A 23,501-nucleotide genomic window follows, 5' to 3' on the forward strand; every position below is an offset into this window, starting at 1 on the left:
ATGACGACATTCTTGATGTCTGCTGTCAGGCTTGGAATAAATTTGCTTTGCAACCGGACGCCATTCGATCCCTTTGCTCTCGGAGCTGGGCGGTGTTGTCATAGAAACTTATTGGGATTGGTATTATAAACTATATTGTAACCTGTAAGTTATTTGTGGTTTGAATGCTTGCCATGCAAACTCAAATCACCGTACTGGAATAGGTCAGGAATCAATACCATTCGGCATAAACAAGTAGCCCGTATGGAGAATACGGGCTACTTGCTTCTAAAAATCCAGTGACTGCCAGATTAGGTTTTAACCACTACGCTTAATCGACCGAAACGGTGGTCGGTTTTAACGGCTCAACATCTATGTCAAAATTCATACGGATGCGCTTGGCGGCATTTTTCAGTTCTTTTTTGCTTTTAAAAGGCCCGGCAATGACCAAATAACCATTGTCTTTCTGGATCTTATGGGCGGGTATCATGGGGCCTTGGTGCGTGAGCATGACGGTGAGTTTTTGCGCTTCGGCCCCGTTATCAAAACGGCTGACCAAGGCCGCCCAATCGCTGGCTTTGATGGTTTCAGGTGCGGGTTGCTGATAAAGATGTTCGGGGTGTTTCAGCGGCATGGCCGTTGCCGCCAGATGAATTTCATTGGGGCTTTGGCTCAAAATTGGCGTGGGGATGCCGTCCGCCCGTTCGATAATTCGCTCGACTTTCTCCCAATCAACGCTGACATTTTGTTTGGCACTGATTTTCTTCAAGTCTTTCAATAGCTGTTTTTTCAATCTGGCCTTATCTCCGGCCCATTTAGACAAGGGTTTATTGGCTTCAAGATACAAGCTACCCTCCTGCCATGCCGTCAAATACGGTTGATGCACGATACGCACCGGTACGCCAATGGCGACTTTGTTAAACAAAACCTCAATATCTTCAGGATACAACTGCACACAACCGTGGCTGATTTGCATACCAATGCCATAAGGCTTGTTGGTGCCGTGGATCAGGTAACGCTCAAAGCCCAGGTTCATCGCATAAAGCCCTAAAGGGTTGTCCGGGCCCGGGCCTATCGAACCCGGCAACGGGTCGCCTTTCTGGGCGTGTTCCTGATGAATGGAAGGCGGGACATTCCAAACGGGGTTGGCTTTTTTGCCGGCAATTTGGGTAACGCCTGTTGGCGTATTCCAACCTTGTCTGCCGATACCAATCGGGTAGGTGTAGACTTTATTGGGTTCAGTTTTAGGGTAGTAAAACAGCCGCATATTGGCAAGGTTCAGCGTTATGCCCTGGTGTGGTGTGTTTGGCAGTATAAATTGTATCGGTAACAATACTTGGCTGGCGGGTGCAGGTGTCCACGGCTCGATAAACGGATTGGCATGGGTAATGTCGTTATAGCCCAGCCCAAAATGGCGGGCAATATCCGGCAAGGTATCGTTTTCGCGTGATTTCATCACGGCTAATGTGCCGATTAAGGTTTGGCCTTCTGTTAAGGCAAAGCCATGTTTTTCCACTGCTTCCGGCGCGACTTCGTTATCCACTTTGGCCACGGGTTCGGGTTGGGTTTGCAAGGGTATAATCTGGCAGCCGCTAAGGGACACACTGAGCAGGATGGCCCAAAGCAAAAGGCTGGCGGGTAATTTTGATAATGGAATAGTTGACATAGTGAATTTACGCTAGTTTCCAAGCTCCGGCTTGGGAATGGCTCCAGCTTCCAGAATTCTCGAAGCTGGAGCTTTTCGTTATGGGTTTCCAAGCCGGAGCTTGGGGACCAGAGAAAACGTTACGGACGGGATCGCAATAGGGTTACGGCAAAGTCCGCAGCCAATACGTTTTATGTAGGCTACAACGCCTACGAATAGCCTGTGGTAATCCCAAATGCAGCGAACCCAGCTTGAACCCTAACCATTTCAATCCTGTCCGCAACAGGGCGGAAGGAATCGCCCCAGGAGCGTGTTGCATCAGGTAACGCAGTTCCGAAACCACAAATCGCAAACCCTCGCCCGATGCGCCGCCAAACATCCGCTGCAACCACGAGCTTGTGTTATGGAACACACCAATATCAAAGTAACGTTTGAATTCGTCCCGTAAACTGTAATCATGGGAGTGGAAAACTTGGGCTTCGGCGCAGTAGGCGATCCTCCATCCAGAGATCAACATTTTTCCTGCCACATAGGTGTCCTCGTTCATGATGGTGTCGATGGGAAAACCACCGGCTTGCATCAATGCCCTCATTCGATACGCGGCGAAAGAATTGGAGATAAACACCGTTTTAATGCCGAAGCGGTTTTGATCCGCTAGGCTGCGCAACTGGCTTTCATTTGGATAATTGAACAAGCGTGCATGGGCGGCAATCGGCCCGGCGTTGCGGTGTGGAAGCTGGCGGCCATAAGCCGCGCCGACCCGTTCATCATCGAAAGTCGCCACTAATTTTTCGATGGCATCGGCGCTAACCAATACAGCATCCTGGGTCAGGAAAACAATAATATCCATGTCCGACAGCAAGCCCACACCGAGTTGGCGAGTGCCGCCGTGGTTAAACTCCGATTTTGGGATAACCCGCACAGTAAAACCTTGGGCGCGGGCCAGCGCGACGGTGTTATCGCTGGATGACGAGTCTATCAACAACAAACTGTCCGGTTTTCGGCTTTGTTGTTTGAACGCCTTGAGCCAAGCTTTCCAAAGATTTCCCGCATTTAAGGTAGGGACAATCAGGCCGATTTTATTCATAACACTTCCCCGGCTAGTGGACTGTGGTTTATTTCCTGATCCGCTTCCGTCAACGCTTGCCAAACCTTATCCCCCAATTTGACGGCATCTAGCTGTTGTTCGACATAATTTCTGCCGTTCGCAGACATGTGTTCCCATGCCGGACGGCTCAGGGCTTGGGCTTTTAGCAGTGCCGCACAAACCGATGCCGCGTTTCTCTCGAACACAAAACCAGCACATAAGGCTTCCAAACCATCCCAAGCCAAGCCTTTGGCGACCAGCACCGGACGGCCCGCCGCCATAGCTTCGGCGACGACATTGCCAAAGTTTTCGCGCATCCCGCCCGCTGCCTCCAAACCCGAAGGCAGCACCAGAAAATGGCTGTCTGCCAACAAGTCCATGACTTCATCGCGTTCCAAGTAGCCTTGATAACGGATAGCCCCTTGCGCTTGCCCGACTAAATCCAGAAACTCCTGAAAATAAGCGCCATCAACGCTTCTGCCCGCAATCACCAAGCGGTCCGCTGGCTGGCGCACTGTCAACCACGCCCTGATAAAGGCATTGATGCCTTTTTCCTGTTGGATATGCCCCAGAAAACACAACTGCATCCCTGGTTTGGCGGGATACGGCGCTACCGTAAAATCACCGCTGGCGATGCCATTGGGGACTAATAAAATACGGGCATCTTCGCCCAACACATCGCGTACCCCTTGCGCTTCGGTGCTGCTGGTGCAATGCACGGCTATCGCCCGGCGTAACGTCGGGAAAGTCAGGTATTGATAAAACCACCATTTGTGCCGTTTTTGCTTGCGGATTAACGCCACATGTTCCGGCATCAAACCACCGTGTACGGCAATCATGAACGGGCGGCGCAATAGTGTGCAAAAAATGGCCGCCAATGTCGAAGGCCAGGTGGCAATACCGTGGATATAAACCACCGGTGACTGTGAGCATAATTTGAACAGCTCAGGGATTGCCCCCAAACCCAAGCCCCAACGCCGGAAGCCATAGCAGCGATAGAGCTTGACTTTCACCTGTCCGCCAAGCTGGACATCTTCGGGGCGCAACGGCCCGTTAATGGATTCATCGGAAGCGACTAACGTTAAATGATGGCCGCGTTGCGCCCAAGCCTTGGTCAGCACGGCGGCGGTGACAGAAACACCGCCATAACCTTTGGCGGGTGGAATATGTGTAGCAACAATACCTACTTCCATTGCATTTCTCCTGATATGGATTGTGGATGAATCAATGACATTGCTCAGTCATTGTTGTGTTGTTAAAAGGAATTTTTATCGTTTTTTATCGTTCCCACGCTCCGCGTGATGAAACGGGACGCTGGAGCATCCAAGGCTACATTCCCACGCAGAGCGTGGGAACGATGGCAACAAGGTTATAAAAGTCATAAGCCAATCGTTTCCGGTTCAATAACAGCGTCGTAGGCTGGGATGAAGCGATAGCGCAATCCCAGCACCATAGGCCATCATGCTGGGGTTCCTTGCGTCACCCCAGCCTACCTTGATGGTATTTGAGTTCCCATTTATGCCCCAGAGAGGGTAAGCCGGAACTTGGGAGCCAGCGTTAAACCTGACGTGATAAATATCACCCGTGATAAGTCAAAAACCCCCGCCAAACCCCGACAAGGTTATAAAAATCATAAGCCAAGCGTTTCCGGTTCAATAACAGCACAGCCAAGCCCATTTTTACGCACGGCGCGACAAACATCTTGCGGAGGATGTAGTACAAAATGAACACGTCGTGCTGGTTGGCGAATTTACGGATATAGGCCCCGACTCCGGTTGAATACATCAGCATTCTGGCGGTACCGAGCCGATAATGGTCTTTATCGGGGTGATAGATTTTTATGGCTGGCGTATAAAATGCCGGGTTGCCCGCCCGTAGCAAGCGGTACAAAAGCTCAAAGCCTTCGCCACCGGAATATTTGGAGCCAATGCCAAAATCGTGATCCAAGTAAAACTGCCTTCTATCTAACCGATTTAAAGCAAAAAACTGCGTGAACTCGACTCCCATCATCTGAAAGCGTGAGAAATAATGGGCTTTGTGGCTGTTCACACCAATGCTGAAACGGCTGCTGGCAAGGTCATAAGAACCTGCCACCAAAATGGCGAGATCTTTGCGCTGACGGAATTCCGCAGCGACTTTTGCCAACACATCGGTGTCGTAAGCGCAATCATCGTCAGGGAAGGCGATAATGTCGCCTTTGGCAAAGTGAATGCCGTAATCCCTGGCCCGGGCGTTGCCGGTAAAATTGACTTTGATGTGGCGTAACTCGAAACAGCTTTTGAATTGGGCGACGATGCCGTCAATCTTGCCATCCTGGTTTTGGTCGATGATGATGACTTCAAAATGCGGATACGTTTGCTGTCTGGCTGAATCCAAAAAAGCCAATAACTCTTTGTCCCTGCCCAAGGTTGCCAATACCAGTGAAATGTTCATATTATCCTCCCGCTTGAATGCCGGACTTTGCTTGCACATAAATGGTCGCTTCATACCAAGTGAACATCAGCGCGAATTCCAACCCGGCAAAACCGTCCAAAAATCCACCCCGAAATACGAAGTGGTATAAAAATCGGGCTAAAATCCTCAGCCATGACCGCCCCAACAAAACACTGATCCGCCCGCGTGTTGTCATCACTGCGCCCGTGGTGGGCCGCACTTGCACTTCTTGTGCGGCTTTATCGACATGCTTGTGCATCCATTCAATAATCTCGCCGTTATAAAAGTAATGCTGATACGGAATCTTGGCATAAGCGATCCGGCAGTTGTCCATCACCGCTTCGCCGTGTCCGGTATGGTTGCGGACAAACCGCACAGATTCACGGCGCACCAGCCGTGGGTGATAAATCGGATAGCCGGGGGCGTGGTTCAAGCGTTTGCCGCGCAGATACAATATCGACGGCACCATGAGCACATCCATTGCCTCGTCAGCCGCCAGCTTGGTTTCAAATTCGTCATAAAACGCCTGCGGATAAATTTCATCGGCATCGACAAACAACAGCCAAGGTGTCCTGATGCCACAGTGCCGGATGGCAAAATTGCGCTGTTCGGCAAAACCTGGCCAGGGATGGGTAAAAATTTGGCAGCCACGCACTCTGGCAATGGCGATGGTGTCATCGGTGCTGCCCGAATCCACCAGCACAATCGGGTAAGATTCAGGAATCGCCGCCAAACAGCGCGGTAAATTGGCGGCCTCGTTTTGGGTCAAGATGACGATGGTCAACATCACTGCCTCGCTACTTTCGTTGGAATATGAAGCCGACACTTTAGATTTTGACCGCATAGAGATTGATGTAGATACCCAGTCCAAAGGCGTTCATTACGTTGGCAACCTGGGGCAGAAAAAACCTGGACAAACCGTCAACAAATGCTGCCAGCGTGCCTTTTAGACCTAATTTTTTCGATAGTGCGGTTAATGGAATCCGTGTAATTTGTTCGATTTTTACAACATGAAAACCGTTGCTTTCTACCAAGGCTCTCAGGCCATTTTCGGTGAAGAAATTGACATGTTCAGGCACCCATAAACAGGCGTTGTCTCCAGTACCGAGCAATTTAACTAAAAACGAGTTGTAGTTAGGTACTGCACAAGCCAAAACACCGCCGTTTGCCAGTAGTTTGGAGACTTTTTTTACTGCTTGATTGGGTGCTAAGAGATGCTCCAAAACCTGTGACATCATCACGATGCCAAACTGCCCGGATGGTTGATAATCTTCGAACATCATGGTGAGTGGTTCATCACCATTTAACTCTTTGAACACGGCGTTTTCGTATTGGCCTGGATTGATGCTGACGGTCTGATAACCCAGTTTTCTAAGTGCTTGCGTGTAAAAGCCAAAGCCAGAACCAATATCTAGAGCCTGTGAATTTACCGAACAGTTACAATGGTTAGCGAGTTGGCCCATGCGTCCGGCATCGACTGTGCAATTGGGAAATTCGGCCTCCTTGGCCAAGACTTGCTCCAGCGTCACCGCTTGGCTGAGCGCCTGGCCTGAGTATTGATAAATGGCTTTTAACCATTGCATTGTAGGTGGTCGGTTTAAAAAACCTGTACCACAGTTTTCGCAGCGGTAAATATGAAACTCTTTGTGTTGTGCCGCTTGAGTGTAATGGAAGTTTTTTTGCCGCCAATAGCGGATTTTCCCGGCATGGCAGGCCACGCATTCGTGTAAGACATCGCCATAGGTTGCGGTTGATGCGTAAATCATGGTGTTCTCCTTGTAATAATTGATGGTATTAGTGTGCTAGTTCCCAAGCTTCCGCTTGGAAACCAGCGTTAAATCAGGATCTCAGCAGTTTCTTCAGTCCGCTTTAAAACATCCTTATTGACAGTACAAACAGGCCGCCAAGGTCTGGCTAGCATTGCCAGAACCAACGCCTCTATCCCAAAATAAATTGGGTTAGCCATCGCCGCCCCCAATAAGCCAAACTCTTTCACCATCAGCGGAATGCTGATAGCCGCCGCCATTACGCCCGATAACCTGCCCAGTAACATCAATCGGGTGCATTTTTTCGCCAACAACGGTTGCGACACCACCGTACCTAGACAATGCAGCGCACAACCCACGGCGATGGCCGGCATTAACGCAACCGCCGGATGGTACGATTGCGCCAGCAGCAATAGTGCCACCCAGTCTTTAGTGATCAGCAGCAAGGCCACGCCGATGCTTCCCATCGCCGACACACACGCTATCCACAACCATAAAATCCGAAAGCCTTCGTTGAGTTGATTTTGTGCGCAGGCTTGGAAATAAACGGGTTGGAAAATGCGTAACAACACCATCGCGCTACGGTTAAAGGCTTCGTTGATAATCAGATAGGTCGCGGCATATAAACCCACGTCCGCAGCGGTCATGAAATAGCCGATGACATAACGGTCACCCAAGCCATTGAGCCAAAATATCAATTCCATTGGCAGCAATGGTAAGGCATAAGCCCAAACAGCGGCTGTAGGGTGGACAACGCTGTTCTGCCCACCTTTTGCCGGGTAAACAGTGGGCAGAACAGCCTTGCCCACCCTGCCGAAGACCAAAGACCAAACCGTGTTCGAAACAAAGCTCGCCGCGATATAGCCCGACAACACCCATTCAGCCTTTTGGCCCAGATAAATGACCGATGCGATAGCCAAGAGCGGACGCAAGATGCTATCAGTGGTTTGCCACAAACTGGCCCCGCGCTGTTTGCGTCCGCCAATCAATAATTGGATGCCCAATTCACGGCGGACGGTGACGGCCAGCAGGAAACCTGTCAGCACAAACAGCCACATATCGCCTTGTAGCTTGCGGCTATAAACGAAACCACCCAGCATCAGCAACACCATCGCCAAGCCCGTTGCCCATGCCGCCAAACGGAACACCGTGCTAAATAAGGCCGCGCGTCCGGCGTCGTCGGTGCATTCCGGCAAAAGCCGCATTCCGGCGCAAATGAAAGGATAAGAAAAAACCGCCACGCCCAAGGCGACAAAACCGTTTAGCAACGCGACTTGCCCGTAGATTTCCGGTGTCACCAATTCGGTCAAGATGCGGGTGCCCGCCAGCAAGGCGATGGCAGAAGCCAGTTGCCCAAACAGCACCCAGAATGCGTCACCGAACAGCCGTTTTTCTTTCAATAACTTAAACATAGCGTTTACCCGGCATTACGCTCGTTCCCAAGCCGGTACTTGGAATCAGTTCTAAACTCGTCCCCAATACCATGCCCCACAAATACATCAACAAGGCATTTTGCGGAAAATACTCCCACATATTGAATGTCAGCCCGGCGATGAAAATGAACATCACCACCAAGCCCTTATGGGGGTGGATGGACATCCGTGTCGTCATCCATAAAAAGCCTAAGTAAGCCAACAAACCAACCAAGCCATAGCCGTTCAGCAAAAATAGATACAGGCTGTCCGAATCAAACTGGCCTTGGAAATGTTCTGCGCCATAGAGAATATTGATGGTATTGGAGCTTAAGCCTAAACCCCAGCCGAACAACAAATCCATAGGATCGCGGATGTAATGGGAAAAAATCCGTTGCCATAAATCCAAGCGTCCATCTTGGGTAGGATCAGCATCGTCACGCCCGCTCAGCAACGGACTGGATGCCAACACCAGCGCACCGACCGCCAAAACAGGCGCCGGCATCACCAAGGCCCAACGGTCACGGGGGCGCAGCAGCGCGTATAGTTGGAAATACACCACCAGCAAGGAACTGATAAACGCCGTCCGCGAACCGCTCAGCAAGGCTAAAAAAACACTAACAAATACCCACAGGCGCATACTAGGAATTAACGCAAACACCAAAGCACAGGTCGCCATCGTCGCGCCAAACAAATTGGGGCTGACAAAGGTGCCAAAGGGCCGCCCGCCGCCTAAAAAGGACACGCCAAACAAGGGCGGGGCAAACAGGGCCTGGGCTATCGCCAACACAGCCTCTAAGGCAATGTAATAACGCAGGTAATGGGCAAAACGATTGAGGACATAATCGCCCGCGTCCAAACGGCTAACCACAAAACCCAGCAAGGCCAAGGGCAGATATTCAAACACCCGCAGCCCCGCCATTGGCACGACCAAAGGCAAATCCAAATAGCCTGCATAGCCAATCTCAAACAGCACATAAGTGGCAATTACCGCCATAAATGCCAACACGGAACTGCTGGAAATCCCCTGGCGCAAACGCGGCTCAAAAAACGCATAGCCAACCAACACCACCAACATCAGCTCACGCAGGATACGCAAACCAAAATCCTGTTCGCCGTAGACTTCTTTGATTCCCAGCCAAGCCGACTCGACTTGTGGCAAGGCCGCCACCACCGATACGCACACCAAGGCGAACAACAATTTTGGCAAATCATTTTCCAGTTGTAAGCGCATGGCTAAACTTCCACACTGTTGTTGTCAGAAATCTCGGCCAGTTCTATCGGCGGCAGATACGCGTTATCGTGCCGCTTAAACCAATCGCCCATACCCAGCCACGGTGCGCCGTTTTTCGCGTCTTTGTCTTTACGGGTATAGGCGTAACCGTAGTAGGGGTAATACGAAGAACCTTCTTTCATATCATTGATAATAAAGCCATTCGGTTTGATGCCGACTTGTTGGAAACGCCGGAAACTGACTTCCAGTTCCTGTGCCGTGTAGCGGCCTTCTTTGACCACCAAAAACGTCGCGTCGGCGTGTTTGCCGATGATGGCGGCATCGGTGGCCCCTAAAATCGGCGGCGAATCCATGACGATATGGTTGTAAAAACTTTTCAATTGCGCCAGGGTTTCTTCCAAATGTCCCAGCACCAACAACTCCGCCGGATTCAGCACCGCACCGCCTCTAGGGATAAAATCCACACCGACATCCGGCAGACTGACGATAACGTCGCCCAATGAAACCTTGCCCGCGAGAAAATCCGACAGTCCCGGCTCTTTATTGACCGAAAAGGTTTCGTGCAAGCGACCGTTACGCATATCGGCATCAATCACGACCACGCGTTTTTTGATGCTCGCCAGCAAGGCCGCCAGATTGGTGCTGACAAACGACTTGCCCATACCAGGGGCCGGGCTGCTGACCATAATCACTTTGCTTTCATGATTTGCCAGCGTGGTTTCCAGGGTGGTACGCAAACCGCGTAGCGATTCCACCGAAATATCCAAGGGGTCTTGGCTGACCAAAATACCCGGTTCGCGGTCTTTGCCTTGGTCTATCAATTTCGCCAAACGGCGTTGTTTTTTGCTATGCGGAATCGCGGCGAACAGCGGCAAACCGACTTGATATTCCAGCAAGGCCGGATAATTGTCATGGCGTTGCAAGGAATGGCGCAGAAACACCAAGGCCGAACCCAAGCTCAAGCCCAATAAGCTGGCAATCGCTAACAACAAGCTGGAATTAGGCCAATACGGTTTTTCAGGAGTCACGGCAAAATCGACGATACGCGAATTGCCCAATGATCCTGCCGCAGCAATGCGTTGTTCTTGCGCACTATTCAGCAAGGACGTGTACAGCTCGGTATTGACTTGCACATCCCGCGACAAGCTGACCACGCTTTGTTGGGTGCGCGGCAAATCCCGAATACGTTTCTCCAAAGCCCCCAGTTTGCGGTCTATGCGTTTGATTTGCGCGTTGGTGGAAACCATATCAGGATGCGCCGCTTCCAAACGCTGGCTTTGCTCGTCGTATTTTTGTTTGAGCTGGATACCTAATGTTTCCATTTCCGACGCTTGTTTGAGCAAGATTTCGGCTTCGGCGCTTATGTCCACCGCGCCATGTTTTTGCCGATACGCGCTTAAACCTTGCTCGGCTTTTTCCAGCCGTTCCTTAAGTACGGGCAATTGGCTTTCCAGAAAACCCAGCTTTTGCGACGCTTCGGCAGATTCCCAATTGACCGTGGCATTGACATAAATCGTCGCAATGTCATTGACCGATTTGGCAAGCTGCTCTGGATTCGGGCCTTTTAACTCCACGCTGAGAATATCCGTATCTTTGGAAACTTCTTTGACGGAAAAGGCTTTTTGCAAGGTTTCGATAGCCGCCAATGACGTTTTTCTCTTTAACTCAAAATGGGTATGCGGATTGGCGGTAAATTCGGCGATATTAATCACAATCGGTGTCGCTTCACCGACTTCTGCGGTCAGCGTTTCGCCGATGCGGCCTTCAATTACCGTTTCATCTTTAGGGTCAAGTAAACGGAAATGCCCGGCTTCCAACGCAATCAGCGTAAATTCCTTATCCAAAAAACGGTCAGGCACGTCAAACGTGGTGACTTTCAACTTTTCGCCGCCCCAAGCCCAGTGGTTCAAACCCAACCACGGCGCGGCAAGGCCGTCGTGGCTGTCATGCCGACGCGCTAAGGTTTCGCCGATGACCGGAAAATAATACGGTGAAGTTTCCACCACCAAGTTCAGATCATCCACCACCTTGCCCAGCACCGAACGGGAACGCAGGATTTCCACTTCGCGTTGTGCCCGTGGGTTTTCGGCTTCGGTAGGTGACTGGTTGGCCTCGCTATGCAACGGTGCGGCAAGCAGGGCTTTGTTTTTGTCGATACGCAATAAAGCATCGGCTTTGTAAGTGCGTGGCGCGAGCAGCAAATACACTGAGGTGACTAACAGCACCGAGCCTAAAGCGATAAAAATGATTTTTTTGCCTTCAACCAGCAGATCAATCGTGTCGCGGATACTGACACCTTGCTCCAGAATTCGGAACGGGTTGAGTGGTGGTAAGGGTGTCGTTTCGTTTGATGAATACATGTTCATGTTCCAGTTATTTGCTTGTTATGCTCGTTCCCAAGCTCCGGCTTACCCGCCATTAAATTATGTAAAATCGCAAAAAAAGCAGATAGTTATCTTGATAAATCCCCCCTAACCCCCCTTTTTCAAAGGGGGGGAATAATGTCTTCTTGACTGATATTGTCAGGAGGCGAACTTCCCCCTTTGAAAAAGGGGGATCGAGGGGGATTTGTAAAATTCACAACATAATAATTTTTATTAACTTATTCCTTAACTTAAGGGCAGTGAAGCCAGAGCTTGGGAATCAGCGTAATAAATCATCACATCCCCACAAACGCCGCCCGTGTCATAATCGACGTAAACGATCCTGGCAAAATTTGGTTCAGCACACGCGAGAATTTAGTGACCCCCGCCGTTCCTACGAAAACCGTATCATGCGGCTGCAAAGCGAATTGGTCGGCTAAAATCAAAGCATCGGGGGATTCGGCATTCAATTGGAAAATCTCTGGTTTCATGTCGCCAGGACGGATCACATAAATATCTTCCGGCCTGGAGCTGTTGAAATCGACGCCATACGCTTCCGCCAGGGCTTGCGATAAGGTCATCCGCCCCTTATTGATTTGCAAGGCTTGTTGCCTGCCGACTTCACCCATCACAAACACTTTATTGTCTTTGCTGTCGGGGATATTCAGCACATCGCCATCTTTCAACAGCAAGTTTTGGGTAGTGCCGCCTTTTTCGTACAAGGACAACACATCAATTTTGTAGAGCTTGCCGTCGCGTGCCAGGGCGACATTGCCCATATCGGCATGTTCGGTCACGCCACCTGCGCGGCTAATGGCTTCAGCAACGGTTAACGGCGTTTCGTTCATGGCTTGGATGCCAGGGGATTTGACTTCACCAACCACCGCCGCCCGATGGCTTTGAAATGACAGCACCCGAATATCGAGTTTCACCTTTTTGAAATACTTGGATAGCTCGCGGGTCAACAGCGTCCTAACTTCGCTAACAGTTTTCCCTTCCACATGCAGGTCGCCGACGTAGGGGTAATAAAAATTGCCGTTATCATCGACGGGTTTGCCCGCCAGTTCCGGCAATATCTCTTCCCCACCCGGATCATTCAGCTCAGGATGCTCCCAAACCGTGACTTGCAACCTATCATGCGGGCCAATCCGGTAAATGGCTTTATCGGGTGATACGGGCGGTAGGTTATTGAACATTTGTTGGCGGGCATTTTCGCGGGCGATGATCAAGTCGGCGGTAATCGGCACGATAGGCGTTTTTTGCTTGACCATCTTGCCAGATTTCATCACCGGTAAATCCAGCTCGGACAAGTTATTGTCTTTCTGCATATTCATACCCGGAGTCAACGAACAGGCCGATAAGGTGATGATTAAAACCAGCGGAAGCAATCTAAACATGGCAGTTTTTCCTTATTTAAAAATCTTTTTTTGTCCACGAAATTCACGAAAGGCACGAAAATTTTGGGGTTGATGAGCTTACGTTTATTTGTAATTGTTAAATCCCAACAGACAACTTCACCTAGTTTTTCGTGTTTTTCGTGCCTTTCGTGGACAAATCGTTTAATAAGCGTTCTTATTGATAAAACCCGTCAACACCGTGCGTAGGGCGATTTCCATATCAAACCAGACGGACCAATGTTGGATGTAATACAAATCGTGTTCGATGCGGCGGTTCAAATCGGTGTCACCGCGCCAGCCGTTGACTTGCGCCCAGCCGGTAATGCCCGCCTTGACCATGTGTTTTTTCATGTAATTCGGCACTTGCTCTTTGAACACTTCGACAAAATCAGGGCGTTCAGGACGTGGGCCAACCAAGGACATATCGCCTTTCAACACATTGAACAATTGCGGCAGTTCGTCCAAACTGGTTTTGCGTAAGAATCCGCCAAACCGTGTCGCCCGGTTTTCGCCAGGTTTTGCCCAGACTGCGCCCGTTTTAGCTTCGGCATCGACAGGCATGGAACGGAATTTCAGCATCGTGAACTTACGGTTGTTCCACCCCACCCGCACTTGCCGATAAAACACCGGGCCGGGGGAACTTAATTTGACACCGATGGCAATCAGCAGCAGTAAAGGGCTGATCAACACCAGCAAGATAAACGCGAAGAAGCGGTCTTCGATTTCTTTGATATAGCGGTTGACACCATGTAGCGGCGAGACCGAAACATCCAAAGTCGGTATCCCTGCGACGGTGTTCAGGCTAAGGAACTTGCTTTGTTTGAAGGCGAAACAGTCGATGACCAAGCGGATGCTGACGGGCAAATGCCGCAATTCATGTTGCGCCCGTTCCGCCAAGGCTTCGCCAGGAAACGCAATCCACACTTCGTCTATCGCTTCTTTAGTGACTATCGCGGCAAGGTCTTGCATTGCGCCAAGCTTAGGCAAGGTAAAATCACCACCCGCAAATTCGTTTTCACTGCGGTCATCGACATAACCCACCACTTGCAAACCCGCCCAAGGCGATTGGCCCAATTGGCGGCTAACCGCCACCGCCATTTGGTTCAAGCCCACCATCATAATGCGGCCTTGCGACCAACCCCGCGCCCTAAGCCATTTCAAAAGCTGGGCGAGCACACTGCGGGCAGCCAACACCAACACCAAACCAAGCACCAGCCATGTCGCAATCCAGCGGTAACTGGAGCCAAACCAGAAATGCAGCCTGACTAAGGCAACAATTGAAATCACCAACAAAATCGCCGACACCCAAGCCCTGACGATGCGGGCAATTTCGCCGCGCATCGCATCATTCTGCCAAGGGCGGTAAACCTGGCCGATTTCGAAAAAGATGATGGTCGCCAACACCCCTAGCGAAATCACGATGCGGTAATCTTGGTCGATGACAGGCTGGCGTAACCAGAAATAATGGGAAACCCAAGCCGCGCCCAGTAGCATGGCGATGTCGATAAACCGCAGCAACAGGATCACCGTGTGCCCGTATTGCTTGATGAGCCCGTTGAAAATATTACCTAAACCCAGTGGCATTTCGCTAACCCCTTTTTTGTGTCTATCCAATGATGGACAGTGCAAACCATCCATCCCCAAGCCGTAGCGTGGTGTTAAGCACCAGTGCTACGTTTAGGTAAAGCTTACCGAGGCAAGATGAGGGGAAACGGTGGGGTTTGATTAAGATTAGATGAGGATGGGGGTTAGTTTGGGGTGATGGGTAAAAGGTCGTATCGCAAATAGTTACCAAAGCGTGTCTGATCTTGCCCGCCAGTTGCGGTCAAGATGACCGCGCCCCAAACTAATGGCATAGATATTGCTTTCAAAGCAGCAAGTGTTTTCAATAATCCGCTTGCAACGCCAGACAATCGAATGAAAAAAAACCAAAACCTTCTGAATGCCCCCGCCAAAGCCCATTTCTTGGCAAAATCCCCATGCCCTGCCCTCTTGGGCGATATAAGAAGCCTACAAAAAAGCTTATCTGTTCAATCGGCATTGCCAATCGGCAAAATTATCGGACAAAACCTCGCGCGGATCATGAATGGCAGCAATCCTTATCTGCACTTATGACAAAACGCTATCTTATACACAGCTTGAATCCGCGTTGCCTATATTGTGCCGCACCCTGCTTGTGCACAAAAATAATGCACACTGCACCACAACTTGTTAGATCACAGCTTGTTAGACCACAGCTTGTTAGACCACAACTTGTTCGACCACAACTTGTTCGATCTAAGCTTTCAACAATCAATAGCCAGGCACTGCGATTTTAACTATCGGAAACTTAGAGAGAAATACGCGATAAGTAAAAAGCACCACACTGATTGATTTGGGCATTTTTACACACTGATTTTGGGAAGCACCCGTTATGAAATTATTTTATTCACTCATCTTGCTCATCATCAATACCGCAGCCAATACGTCAATCGGCGCACAAACGCCGATGATGGTAAAAGCCACGCCCATGCTGATGCAGCAAATTAAAATCATCGCCATCGGTTCGGGTCAAGTGCATGATTCGCTACGCTTGCCGGCGCGGGTCGAACTTGACCAGCAACGGGTCGCGCGTATCGGCGCGACCGTAACGGGACGCATCATAGAAACCCGTGCGGTACTCGGACAGGAAGTACACAAAGGCGGGCAACTGGCGACCCTTAACAGCACCGAATTAGGATTGGCACAATCGGCGTACCTAAAAACCCGCTCACAATTGGCGTTGCGGCAATTGACCGTGAACCGCGCCAAACGCCTGTTTGCCAGTGATATTATTCCAGCGGCTGAACTTGAAGAAAGGGAAAGCCTGTTGAGTGAAGCCGATATTGACCTACGCACCGCGACTGACCAATTACGGGTGTTCGGCATGTCCGATGCCGATCTGGCACGCTTGGCAAAAGAGCGGAAAATCCATTCCCTGTTACCGATCACCACCAGCATCCAAGGGACGATAGTCGAGCGCACCGTAACCGTCGGGCAAGTCGTGCAACCTGCCGACGCCCTGTTTACCGTCGCCGATTTGTCCCATGTCTGGGTGGTGGCGGAACTCCCCGAACAGCAAGCGGACTGGGCGCGTAAAGGCGATGAAGCCTGGGTGACGATTCCGGCTTTGCCCGACCAGGAACAACGCGGCCCCTTAGTCTATGTCGCCGACATGGTTGACCCCAACACCCGCACGGTGACCGTGCGTATGGCATTGCCCAATCCGCAACGGATTTTCAAGCCGCAAATGCTGGCGACTTTGGTCATCCATAAGCCAGGCCGCCAAGAATTGGTGTTGCCTGATGCTGCGGTGGTTCGCGTGGATGACCATGACCATGTGTTTGTGCAAACCACCGCCGATGAATTCACCTTAAAGCCAGTCAAATTGGGCAACCGCGATGGCAACATACGGCGTGTATTGGGCGGTTTGCAGTCAGGCGAAAAAGTGGTGGTGGAAGGCGGCTTCCATCTCAACAACGAACGCCAACGCAAGGAATTGGAGTAGACAATGGTTGAAGGTTTAATCAACGGCGGCCTAAACAACCGTATCCTGATCTTGGTGTTGGCGGTGGGTTTGTCCTTGTTTGGGGTCAAAGCCTTGCAAACCCTGTCGGTCGATGCCTTTCCCGATGTCACCAACGTACAAGTGCAAATCGCCACCGAAGCCACCGGACGCTCGCCGGAAGAAGTTGAACGTTTCATCACCGTGCCGCTGGAAATTGCCATGACGGGTTTGCCCGGGCTGACGGAAATGCGTTCTTTGAACAAAAACGGCTTGTCTTTGATCACCTTGGTGTTCACCGACAATACCGATGTCTATTTTGCCCGGCAATTGGTCATGGAACGGTTGATGGAAGCCAGCCACAACATGCCAGAAGGCATCACGCCCATATTGGGGCCAGTATCCACGGGTCTAGGCGAAGTTTATCAATATACTTTAGATAAAACCGATGACGGGCGACGCGCATTAAGCCAAGACGAGCTGATGCGCCGCCGTGAAGTGCAAGATTGGGTGGTGCGCCCCTTGCTACGCGGCATCCAAGGCGTGGCTGAAATCAATTCCCAAGGCGGTTATATCAAACAGTACCAGGTATTGGTGCATCCTGACCGTATGCATCATTACCATATTTCCCTGGCGGAAGTCTTCAACGCCCTGGCGCAAAACAACGCCAACAGCGGCGGCGGGGTATTGCCGCATTATGCCGAACAATACCTGATCCGTGGCGTGGGCCTGATCCGCGATGTCGCCGACATCGGCAATATCGTGCTGAAAGAAGCGCACAGCGTGCCCATCCATATCCACGATGTCGCCGATGTGAAAATCGGCCATGAAGTGCGCGTCGGCGCGGTGCTAAAAAATGGTTACACCGAATCGGTAGGCGGCATTGTCATGATGCTGCGCGGCGGCAACGCCAAGGAAGTGGTCAGCCGCATCAAAGAGCGTGTGCAGGAAATCAACGATAAAAACAGGTTGCCGGATGGCCTGAAAATCGTGCCGTATTATGACCGTAGCGAATTGGTCGATGCGGCTTTGCATACTGTCACCAAAGTCTTGATGGAAGGCATCGCGCTAGTGGTGGTCATTTTGATGCTGTTTTTGGGGGATTTGCGCTCCAGCGTCATTGTGGTCTGCACCTTGGTGGTCACGCCGCTGGTCACGTTCATCATCATGAACCAGTTGGGCATTTCCGCCAATTTGATGTCACTGGGCGGCTTGGCAATTGCCATCGGCCTGATTGTCGATGGCTCGGTGGTGGTGGTCGAAAACGCCTTCACGCTGTTGGCTATCCGCAAAGGCAGGGCGACCAGCCGCATTAAAGTGGTGCTGGCGGCGGCCAAGGAAGTCGCCACGCCCGTGTTGTTTGGCGTCGGCATCATCATCGTGGTGTTTTTGCCGTTAATGACACTGCAAGGCATGGAAGGCAAGATGTTTTCGCCCTTAGCTTACACCATCGCCATTGCCTTGTTGATTTCATTGATTTTATCGCTGACTTTAACGCCGGTATTGTGTTCGTTTTTGCTGAAAGGCCATGACAACCATGACCACGATACGGCAATCATCGCTTTCATGAAAAGGCCCTACCTCAAATTGCTGGATATGGCTTTGCAAAACGGCAAATTGGTGGTGTTGGTGGCGGCGGGTTTGTTTGCGGGCACTATCGCCATCTTGCCGTTTTTGGGTAGCTCGTTCATACCGGAAATGAAGGAAGGCTCGATTGTGCCTGGCATTAACCGTGTCCCCAACATCTCGTTGCAAGAAAGCATCGACATGGAAATGGCGGCGATGCGGATGGTGATGGAGATTCCTGGCGTATTGTCGGCGGTGTCCGGTTTGGGGCGTGGCGAAAGCCCTGCCGACGCCCAGGCGCAAAACGAATCCACGCCCATCATCAGCTTAAAGCCGCGTGGGCAATGGCCGGAAGATTGGGATCAGGACGATATTGCCGATGCCATGCGCGACAAATTGATGACCAGTTTGCCGGGTGTGCAGGTGGTCATGGCGCAACCGATTTCTGACCGTGTCGATGAAATGCTCACCGGGGTGCGTTCGGATTTGGCGGTGAAAATCTTTGGTGATGACCTGGAACAACTGAAAACCACCGCCAATGCCATCGCCAAAGTCGCGGGCAATGTTAAAGGCTCGCAAGACATCCGCGTCGAACGGCTGACCGGGCAGCAGTATTTATCCATCACCGTCAACCGTGAAGCCATCGCCCGCCACGGTATCAACGCGTCCGCCATCCATGATGTCATCGAAACCGCGATAGGCGGCAAAACCGCCACGGAAATCTACGAAGGCGAGAGGCGTTTTTCCGCCGCCGTGCGCCTGCCGGAAAACTTCCGTAACAGTATCGAAGCCATCGACGCGATCTTGCTGACGTCCGCCAATGGCGCCAGGGTGCCGTTAGGCGATTTGGCAGACATCCGCCTGAACGACGGCCCGTCGCAAATCAGCCGTGAAATGGGCAAACGCCGGATAGTCATCGGCGTGAACGTGCGTGACCGGGATTTGGGCGGTTTTGTCGCCGAATTGCAACAAGCCGTCTCCCGGCAAGTCAAGCTGCCGGAAAGTTATTATCTGGAATGGGGCGGTCAATTCCAAAACATGGAACGTGCCTTGGGGCATTTGCAAATCATCATCCCCATCACCATCGGTGCGATTTTCTTTTTATTGTTCATGCTGTTCAATTCGCTGCGTTTTGCCGCGCTGATTATTTTGGTGTTGCCGTTCGCGTCCATCGGCGGCGTGGTGGCCTTGTTCATAACCGGCGAATACTTGTCGGTGCCTGCCTCGGTCGGGTTTATCGCCTTGTGGGGCATTGCTGTACTGAATGGCGTGGTGCTGGTTTCTTATATCCGCAATCTGCGTGATAGTGGCCTTAGCCAAATTGATGCCATCCGCCAAGGCTGTGCCCAACGCTTCCGCCCGGTGATGATGACGGCGACCATTGCCTTGCTAGGGTTAGTGCCGTTCCTGTTCGCCACCGGCCCCGGCTCGGAAGTGCAACGGCCTTTAGCGATAGTGGTGATCGGTGGCTTGATTACTTCCACCTTGCTGACACTGGTGATGCTGCCTACGCTTTATCGGTGGTTTGAGGAAAAACGCGGGGCTATTTGATCTGTTTCGAGCGGCAATTGCAATCTGCCTGTTGATCATTAGGCCGCCTTGTTCCCACGCACTGGTGTCACTGCCATTAAGCTAAGAAATAAATTTTAATATTCATGTGGTTACGAGTGTTTTTGTGATCCGTTTCAATCGTCGGGTTAGCAATAGCGTAATCCGACTTTTTTTTGTGCTGATTGCGTCGGGTTACGCTATCGCTAACCTGACCTACGCATGTGCTATAAAATTGCCACCATTTTTATTTAAAATTCCTTATCCATATAAAGCAATGCCTTACAGCATATTTTGCATTTGTTGGGAGTTGTAATATTAATTCAGGTATTCCACGAATACACTTGACGATAGGCCAAAGACCATTGGGGATAGAATCCGGCCTACCTAACCCCGGCATCAACCATTTTTATGAGAGAACAAAATGTCAACTATTTCGTATCAAATTGAAGGTTCAGATTTACAGTATGTGGAAGTCATGTTGCCGCCCGGCATATCAGTTATTGGCGAACAGGGCGCGATGATGTACATGGACGGGAATATCGAAGTCACTGCGGTGCTGGGTGATGGTTCACAATCCGCCTATGGGGTTGCCGGGCGTTTCTTTAAAGCCTTAAAACGCTCTTTGACAGGTGAATCGTTATTTAGCAGCCGTTACCGGAACGAATCGCTAGCACCGCAACGGATTGCCTTCGCCACGCCGAGCATCAGCAAGATTATCGCGGTCGATTTGGCTGAAATGGGGGGCGAGTTGATTTGCCAAAAAGGGGCGTATTTAGCAGGCGAGGAAGGTGTTGAAGTAAAGTTGGCGTTTCAAAAACGCTTGCGGGTCGGATTTTTGGGCGGCGAAGGTTTTATCATGCAGCGCATCACCGGCAAAGGCGTGGTGTTCATCAATGCCAGTGGCGCGTTAAAAGAAATGGTGCTTGCGCCTGCACAAACCTTGCAAGTGGACAGCGGCTGCCTGGTCGCATTAAGCCCTTCGATCACTTATGAAATCAAGTACGCCGGCAAAGTGAAAACCGCCTTGTTTGGCGGTGAAGGTTTGTTTTACGCCAGCTTGAAAGGGCCAGGCAAAATCTGGTTGCAATCCTTACCCGAACGCCGCCTGAGTATTGAACTGATGCAAATGGCAACCTTGGGGCGCACCAAAGGCATCGCTGGCAAGCTGTATTTATTGCTCATCATCGTCATTGTCGTCGCGACGTTTTTTGCGGAACTCAATAAATAAGGGATTTCGTCTATGCAACTATTTAAAGCGATTTTGTATGGCGGTGATTCGCCATTGGCGGGCGCCCCTGTTGATGTGGTCTTAAGCGGCGATTGCCTGTCCATCAATGCCCAAGCGATCCACGTCAATTGCGACAAAATCATAATGAGCGTCGGCGGTTTTGACCATAATGAATTTTACCTGCACTGGTACGCCCCAACTGGCGAAGCTTACAGCCTTAAATTGATGGGTAAAAACGATATTGCCTTCATCATGGCTAACGCGCCAGTTTCGCTTAAGCAGCAATTCAACAAATGGCACCAGCGGCGGCTCAGCATTAGATTGGTGTGGACCAGTTTGGCAAGCATCGCGGGCGTGTTCGTGTTGTCTTTAGGATTATTGTGGTGGCAATACGATGCGGCGGTGACTTGGCTGACCCAACGCGTTTCTGTCAAGCAGGAGGAGCAACTCGGACAATCCGTCCTGACGCAAATCGAGGGCGATGGCGATATGGTCAAACAAGGCCTGGCGATAGATACGCTCAAGAACATCGGCAAGCAATTGACCCAAAACTCACGTTACCACTACCAATGGTTCATTAAAAAAGATAAAACCGTCAACGCCTTCGCATTGCCAGGCGGTATCATCATCGTCAATTCAGCATTGATTGCCAAAGCCGACAATGCGGATGAATTGGCGGCGGTATTGGCGCACGAAGTACAGCATGTCGAGCAACAACACGCGCTAAAAAATATGGTCAACAGCTTGGGCTGGGCGGCGGCTTTGATGGTGGTGTTGGGCGATGTCAATGCCGCGACGGCGGTTATTGCCCATCAACTGGGCAACATGTATTTCAGCCGTGATAGCGAGGATGAAGCCGACCGCCTAGGCTTGCAAGCCCTGATACGTGCTAAGATCGCCCCCGATGGCATGGTGACGTTGTTACAAAAACTGGCAAAAGAACCCGGGGCAAATCCTCCTGAATGGCTGTCATCCCATCCCGACATCGCCGAACGCATCAAAACCATTCAAAACCTGCTTAAAGAACAGCCCTGTAAAGCTTGCCAACCCTTAGTGTTTGACTGGATGAAAATCCAACAGGACAAGGCTTTGCTAAAGGTGCCATCGTAGCTATTTTACATAACGCATCATTTGAAACCATTTTTGTTGACCATTCACCAACTAAGGGGGCGAGCAATGTCAGAAGCTGAACAAAATTCCGAACACAAGCTAAGCAAGAAACTAGAAACCGGAATCAGTATAAGCAAAGAAATTTCTTCCTTATTCAAGGAACTGATTTTACTCAGTTTATTCATAATGTTATTGATCTGGCCTGAGAATTTTAATTCCTTGTTGACCAGGGCTGGCTTTGAAGAAGGAAGTGTGGTTGGCTTCAAATGGAAAAAGCAACTTGATAACACAAACAATGACTTGAACGGGGCCAAACAAATTATTGAAGATTTAAAGTTACGTATCAATGCGGCAAATGACGTTTTAAAAAAAGTACATGCCAGCACCAATGATGCCGAATTGAAAAAGGAACTGGAATATTTGGTCGGTAAAAACGAAGAAGCCAGCCAGGCCGCAAGCACAGCGGACACTTCTATTGCCAGGACTTTACAGAGCAATGAACCCCTGATTACTTTAGCACAACAGAACCTTTATTCGGACAGCACATCCTGGGGTGTACGCGAACACTTAGTTTGCGATAAAAAAACACTTAGTTTGCGATAGAAAACACCCCAAAAAACGCCCCAAAAACCACAACCAAAAACCTCTAAAAACTCTCCAAAAATACCCTAATAAATATCCCTACAATAAACTATATATAATACGGCGGGTGTCAAGGCTACGGGGTTGGGGTTGCAGGGCTACCTCATTAAAAATAGCGACCAAACCAACAGAATTTTAGATAATAGCGGCATAAGCAATTGATCAAGGACGATGGAGAAATGGATTTTTTAGATATTTTTGGACAGCTCGACGATCCCCGTTGCCGTTAATCGCATATCTAGCTCCGATTTCCTTAGTTTCTTTCTGCCCCGCCCTCATTATTGCAGTTGGGGCAGGGCTTGCCTCGCTTGGCTGCGCTGACGTTATCAAACGGCACGTCACTGAACTAACTTTTGCAGTGTGGGCAGTAGCAGGTACAAAAAACAGAATCATTTAACCAATACCCAACAACCGCCACGCCCTCAAACACTATACTTACCCACCACATGCGGATACTGCAAACTACCCACTAGCGCCGGGGAGGTTGTAACCGGCGACAAGTCAGGGGCGTCTATAGATGTCCAATACACCCGCGTCCCGCCGGTCGAGTCAAAGCCCGACATAT

Annotated in this window: 17 protein-coding genes; 6 read left to right on the forward strand and 11 right to left on the reverse strand. The window is 50.6% G+C overall.

Annotated features, from left to right (window positions below; genetic code table 11):
- Window positions 1–310: 310 nt before the first annotated feature.
- The 11 genes from PHH59_RS15300 to PHH59_RS15350 form a co-directional block, all read right to left on the reverse strand.
- On the reverse strand, window positions 311–1,645 hold the full coding sequence (locus PHH59_RS15300; RefSeq protein WP_300018153.1) for a L,D-transpeptidase family protein: 1,335 nt from the start codon (window positions 1,643–1,645) through the stop codon (window positions 311–313).
- A gap of 142 nt (window positions 1,646–1,787) precedes the next feature.
- Complete coding sequence (locus tag PHH59_RS15305) at window positions 1,788–2,711, reverse strand: glycosyltransferase (RefSeq protein ID WP_300018156.1); 924 nt, start codon at window positions 2,709–2,711, stop codon at window positions 1,788–1,790.
- On the reverse strand, window positions 2,708–3,904 hold the full coding sequence (locus PHH59_RS15310; protein ID WP_300018159.1) for a glycosyltransferase family 4 protein: 1,197 nt from the start codon (window positions 3,902–3,904) through the stop codon (window positions 2,708–2,710). Before PHH59_RS15310 ends, PHH59_RS15305 begins: the two co-directional genes overlap by 4 nt.
- A 385-nt stretch (window positions 3,905–4,289) precedes the next feature.
- Window positions 4,290–5,144 (reverse strand): glycosyltransferase family 2 protein, encoded by an 855-nt coding sequence (locus tag PHH59_RS15315; protein ID WP_300018161.1) that lies wholly within the window; start codon window positions 5,142–5,144, stop codon window positions 4,290–4,292.
- 1 nt (window position 5,145) lies between these two features.
- Window positions 5,146–5,988: a glycosyltransferase family 2 protein gene (locus PHH59_RS15320; RefSeq protein WP_300018165.1), complete on the reverse strand. Its 843-nt coding sequence runs from the start codon at window positions 5,986–5,988 to the stop codon at window positions 5,146–5,148.
- Window positions 5,972–6,910: a class I SAM-dependent methyltransferase gene (locus tag PHH59_RS15325; RefSeq protein ID WP_300018168.1), complete on the reverse strand. Its 939-nt coding sequence runs from the start codon at window positions 6,908–6,910 to the stop codon at window positions 5,972–5,974. The genes PHH59_RS15320 and PHH59_RS15325 overlap by 17 nt, the downstream gene beginning before the upstream one ends.
- A 68-nt stretch (window positions 6,911–6,978) precedes the next feature.
- The gene (locus tag PHH59_RS15330) at window positions 6,979–8,322 is read right to left on the reverse strand and encodes a lipopolysaccharide biosynthesis protein (protein WP_300018171.1); all 1,344 of its coding nucleotides are present in this window, start codon (window positions 8,320–8,322) and stop codon (window positions 6,979–6,981) included.
- On the reverse strand, window positions 8,315–9,556 hold the full coding sequence (locus tag PHH59_RS15335; protein WP_300018174.1) for an O-antigen ligase family protein: 1,242 nt from the start codon (window positions 9,554–9,556) through the stop codon (window positions 8,315–8,317). The genes PHH59_RS15330 and PHH59_RS15335 overlap by 8 nt, the downstream gene beginning before the upstream one ends.
- 2 nt (window positions 9,557–9,558) lie before the next feature.
- Entirely contained in the window at window positions 9,559–11,916 is a 2,358-nt protein-coding gene (locus PHH59_RS15340; RefSeq protein WP_300018177.1) for a polysaccharide biosynthesis tyrosine autokinase, read from the reverse strand.
- Between the two features lie 299 nt (window positions 11,917–12,215).
- A complete protein-coding gene (locus PHH59_RS15345) occupies window positions 12,216–13,316 on the reverse strand; it encodes a polysaccharide biosynthesis/export family protein (RefSeq protein ID WP_300018180.1) in 1,101 nt (366 codons plus the stop codon).
- 162 nt (window positions 13,317–13,478) lie between these two features.
- Window positions 13,479–14,900, reverse strand: coding sequence for an undecaprenyl-phosphate glucose phosphotransferase (locus tag PHH59_RS15350; protein WP_300018183.1), 1,422 nt, complete (start codon window positions 14,898–14,900; stop codon window positions 13,479–13,481).
- Between the two features lie 333 nt (window positions 14,901–15,233).
- Here PHH59_RS15350 and PHH59_RS15355 point away from each other — a divergent pair, with 333 nt between their 5' ends.
- The 6 genes from PHH59_RS15355 (at window position 15,234) to PHH59_RS15380 (ending at window position 22,897) form a co-directional block, all read left to right on the forward strand.
- The gene (locus PHH59_RS15355) at window positions 15,234–15,431 is read left to right on the forward strand and encodes a hypothetical protein (protein ID WP_300018186.1); all 198 of its coding nucleotides are present in this window, start codon (window positions 15,234–15,236) and stop codon (window positions 15,429–15,431) included.
- A 298-nt stretch (window positions 15,432–15,729) separates the two neighbouring features.
- The gene (locus tag PHH59_RS15360) at window positions 15,730–16,842 is read left to right on the forward strand and encodes an efflux RND transporter periplasmic adaptor subunit (protein ID WP_300018189.1); all 1,113 of its coding nucleotides are present in this window, start codon (window positions 15,730–15,732) and stop codon (window positions 16,840–16,842) included.
- A gap of 3 nt (window positions 16,843–16,845) precedes the next feature.
- Window positions 16,846–19,956, forward strand: a complete 3,111-nt coding sequence (locus PHH59_RS15365) for a CusA/CzcA family heavy metal efflux RND transporter (RefSeq protein WP_300018192.1) — start codon at window positions 16,846–16,848, stop codon at window positions 19,954–19,956.
- Window positions 19,957–20,377: 421 nt separating this feature from the next.
- Window positions 20,378–21,184, forward strand: coding sequence for a TIGR00266 family protein (locus PHH59_RS15370; protein WP_300018195.1), 807 nt, complete (start codon window positions 20,378–20,380; stop codon window positions 21,182–21,184).
- 12 nt (window positions 21,185–21,196) lie between these two features.
- On the forward strand, window positions 21,197–22,294 hold the full coding sequence (locus PHH59_RS15375) for a M48 family metalloprotease (RefSeq protein WP_300018198.1): 1,098 nt from the start codon (window positions 21,197–21,199) through the stop codon (window positions 22,292–22,294).
- A gap of 66 nt (window positions 22,295–22,360) precedes the next feature.
- Complete coding sequence (locus PHH59_RS15380; protein ID WP_300018201.1) at window positions 22,361–22,897, forward strand: hypothetical protein; 537 nt, start codon at window positions 22,361–22,363, stop codon at window positions 22,895–22,897.
- Window positions 22,898–23,501: the final 604 nt, after the last annotated feature.

It is taken from the genome of Methylovulum sp. (genome assembly GCF_028687615.1).
In the GTDB taxonomy this organism is placed as follows: Bacteria; Pseudomonadota; Gammaproteobacteria; order Methylococcales; family Methylomonadaceae; genus Methylovulum.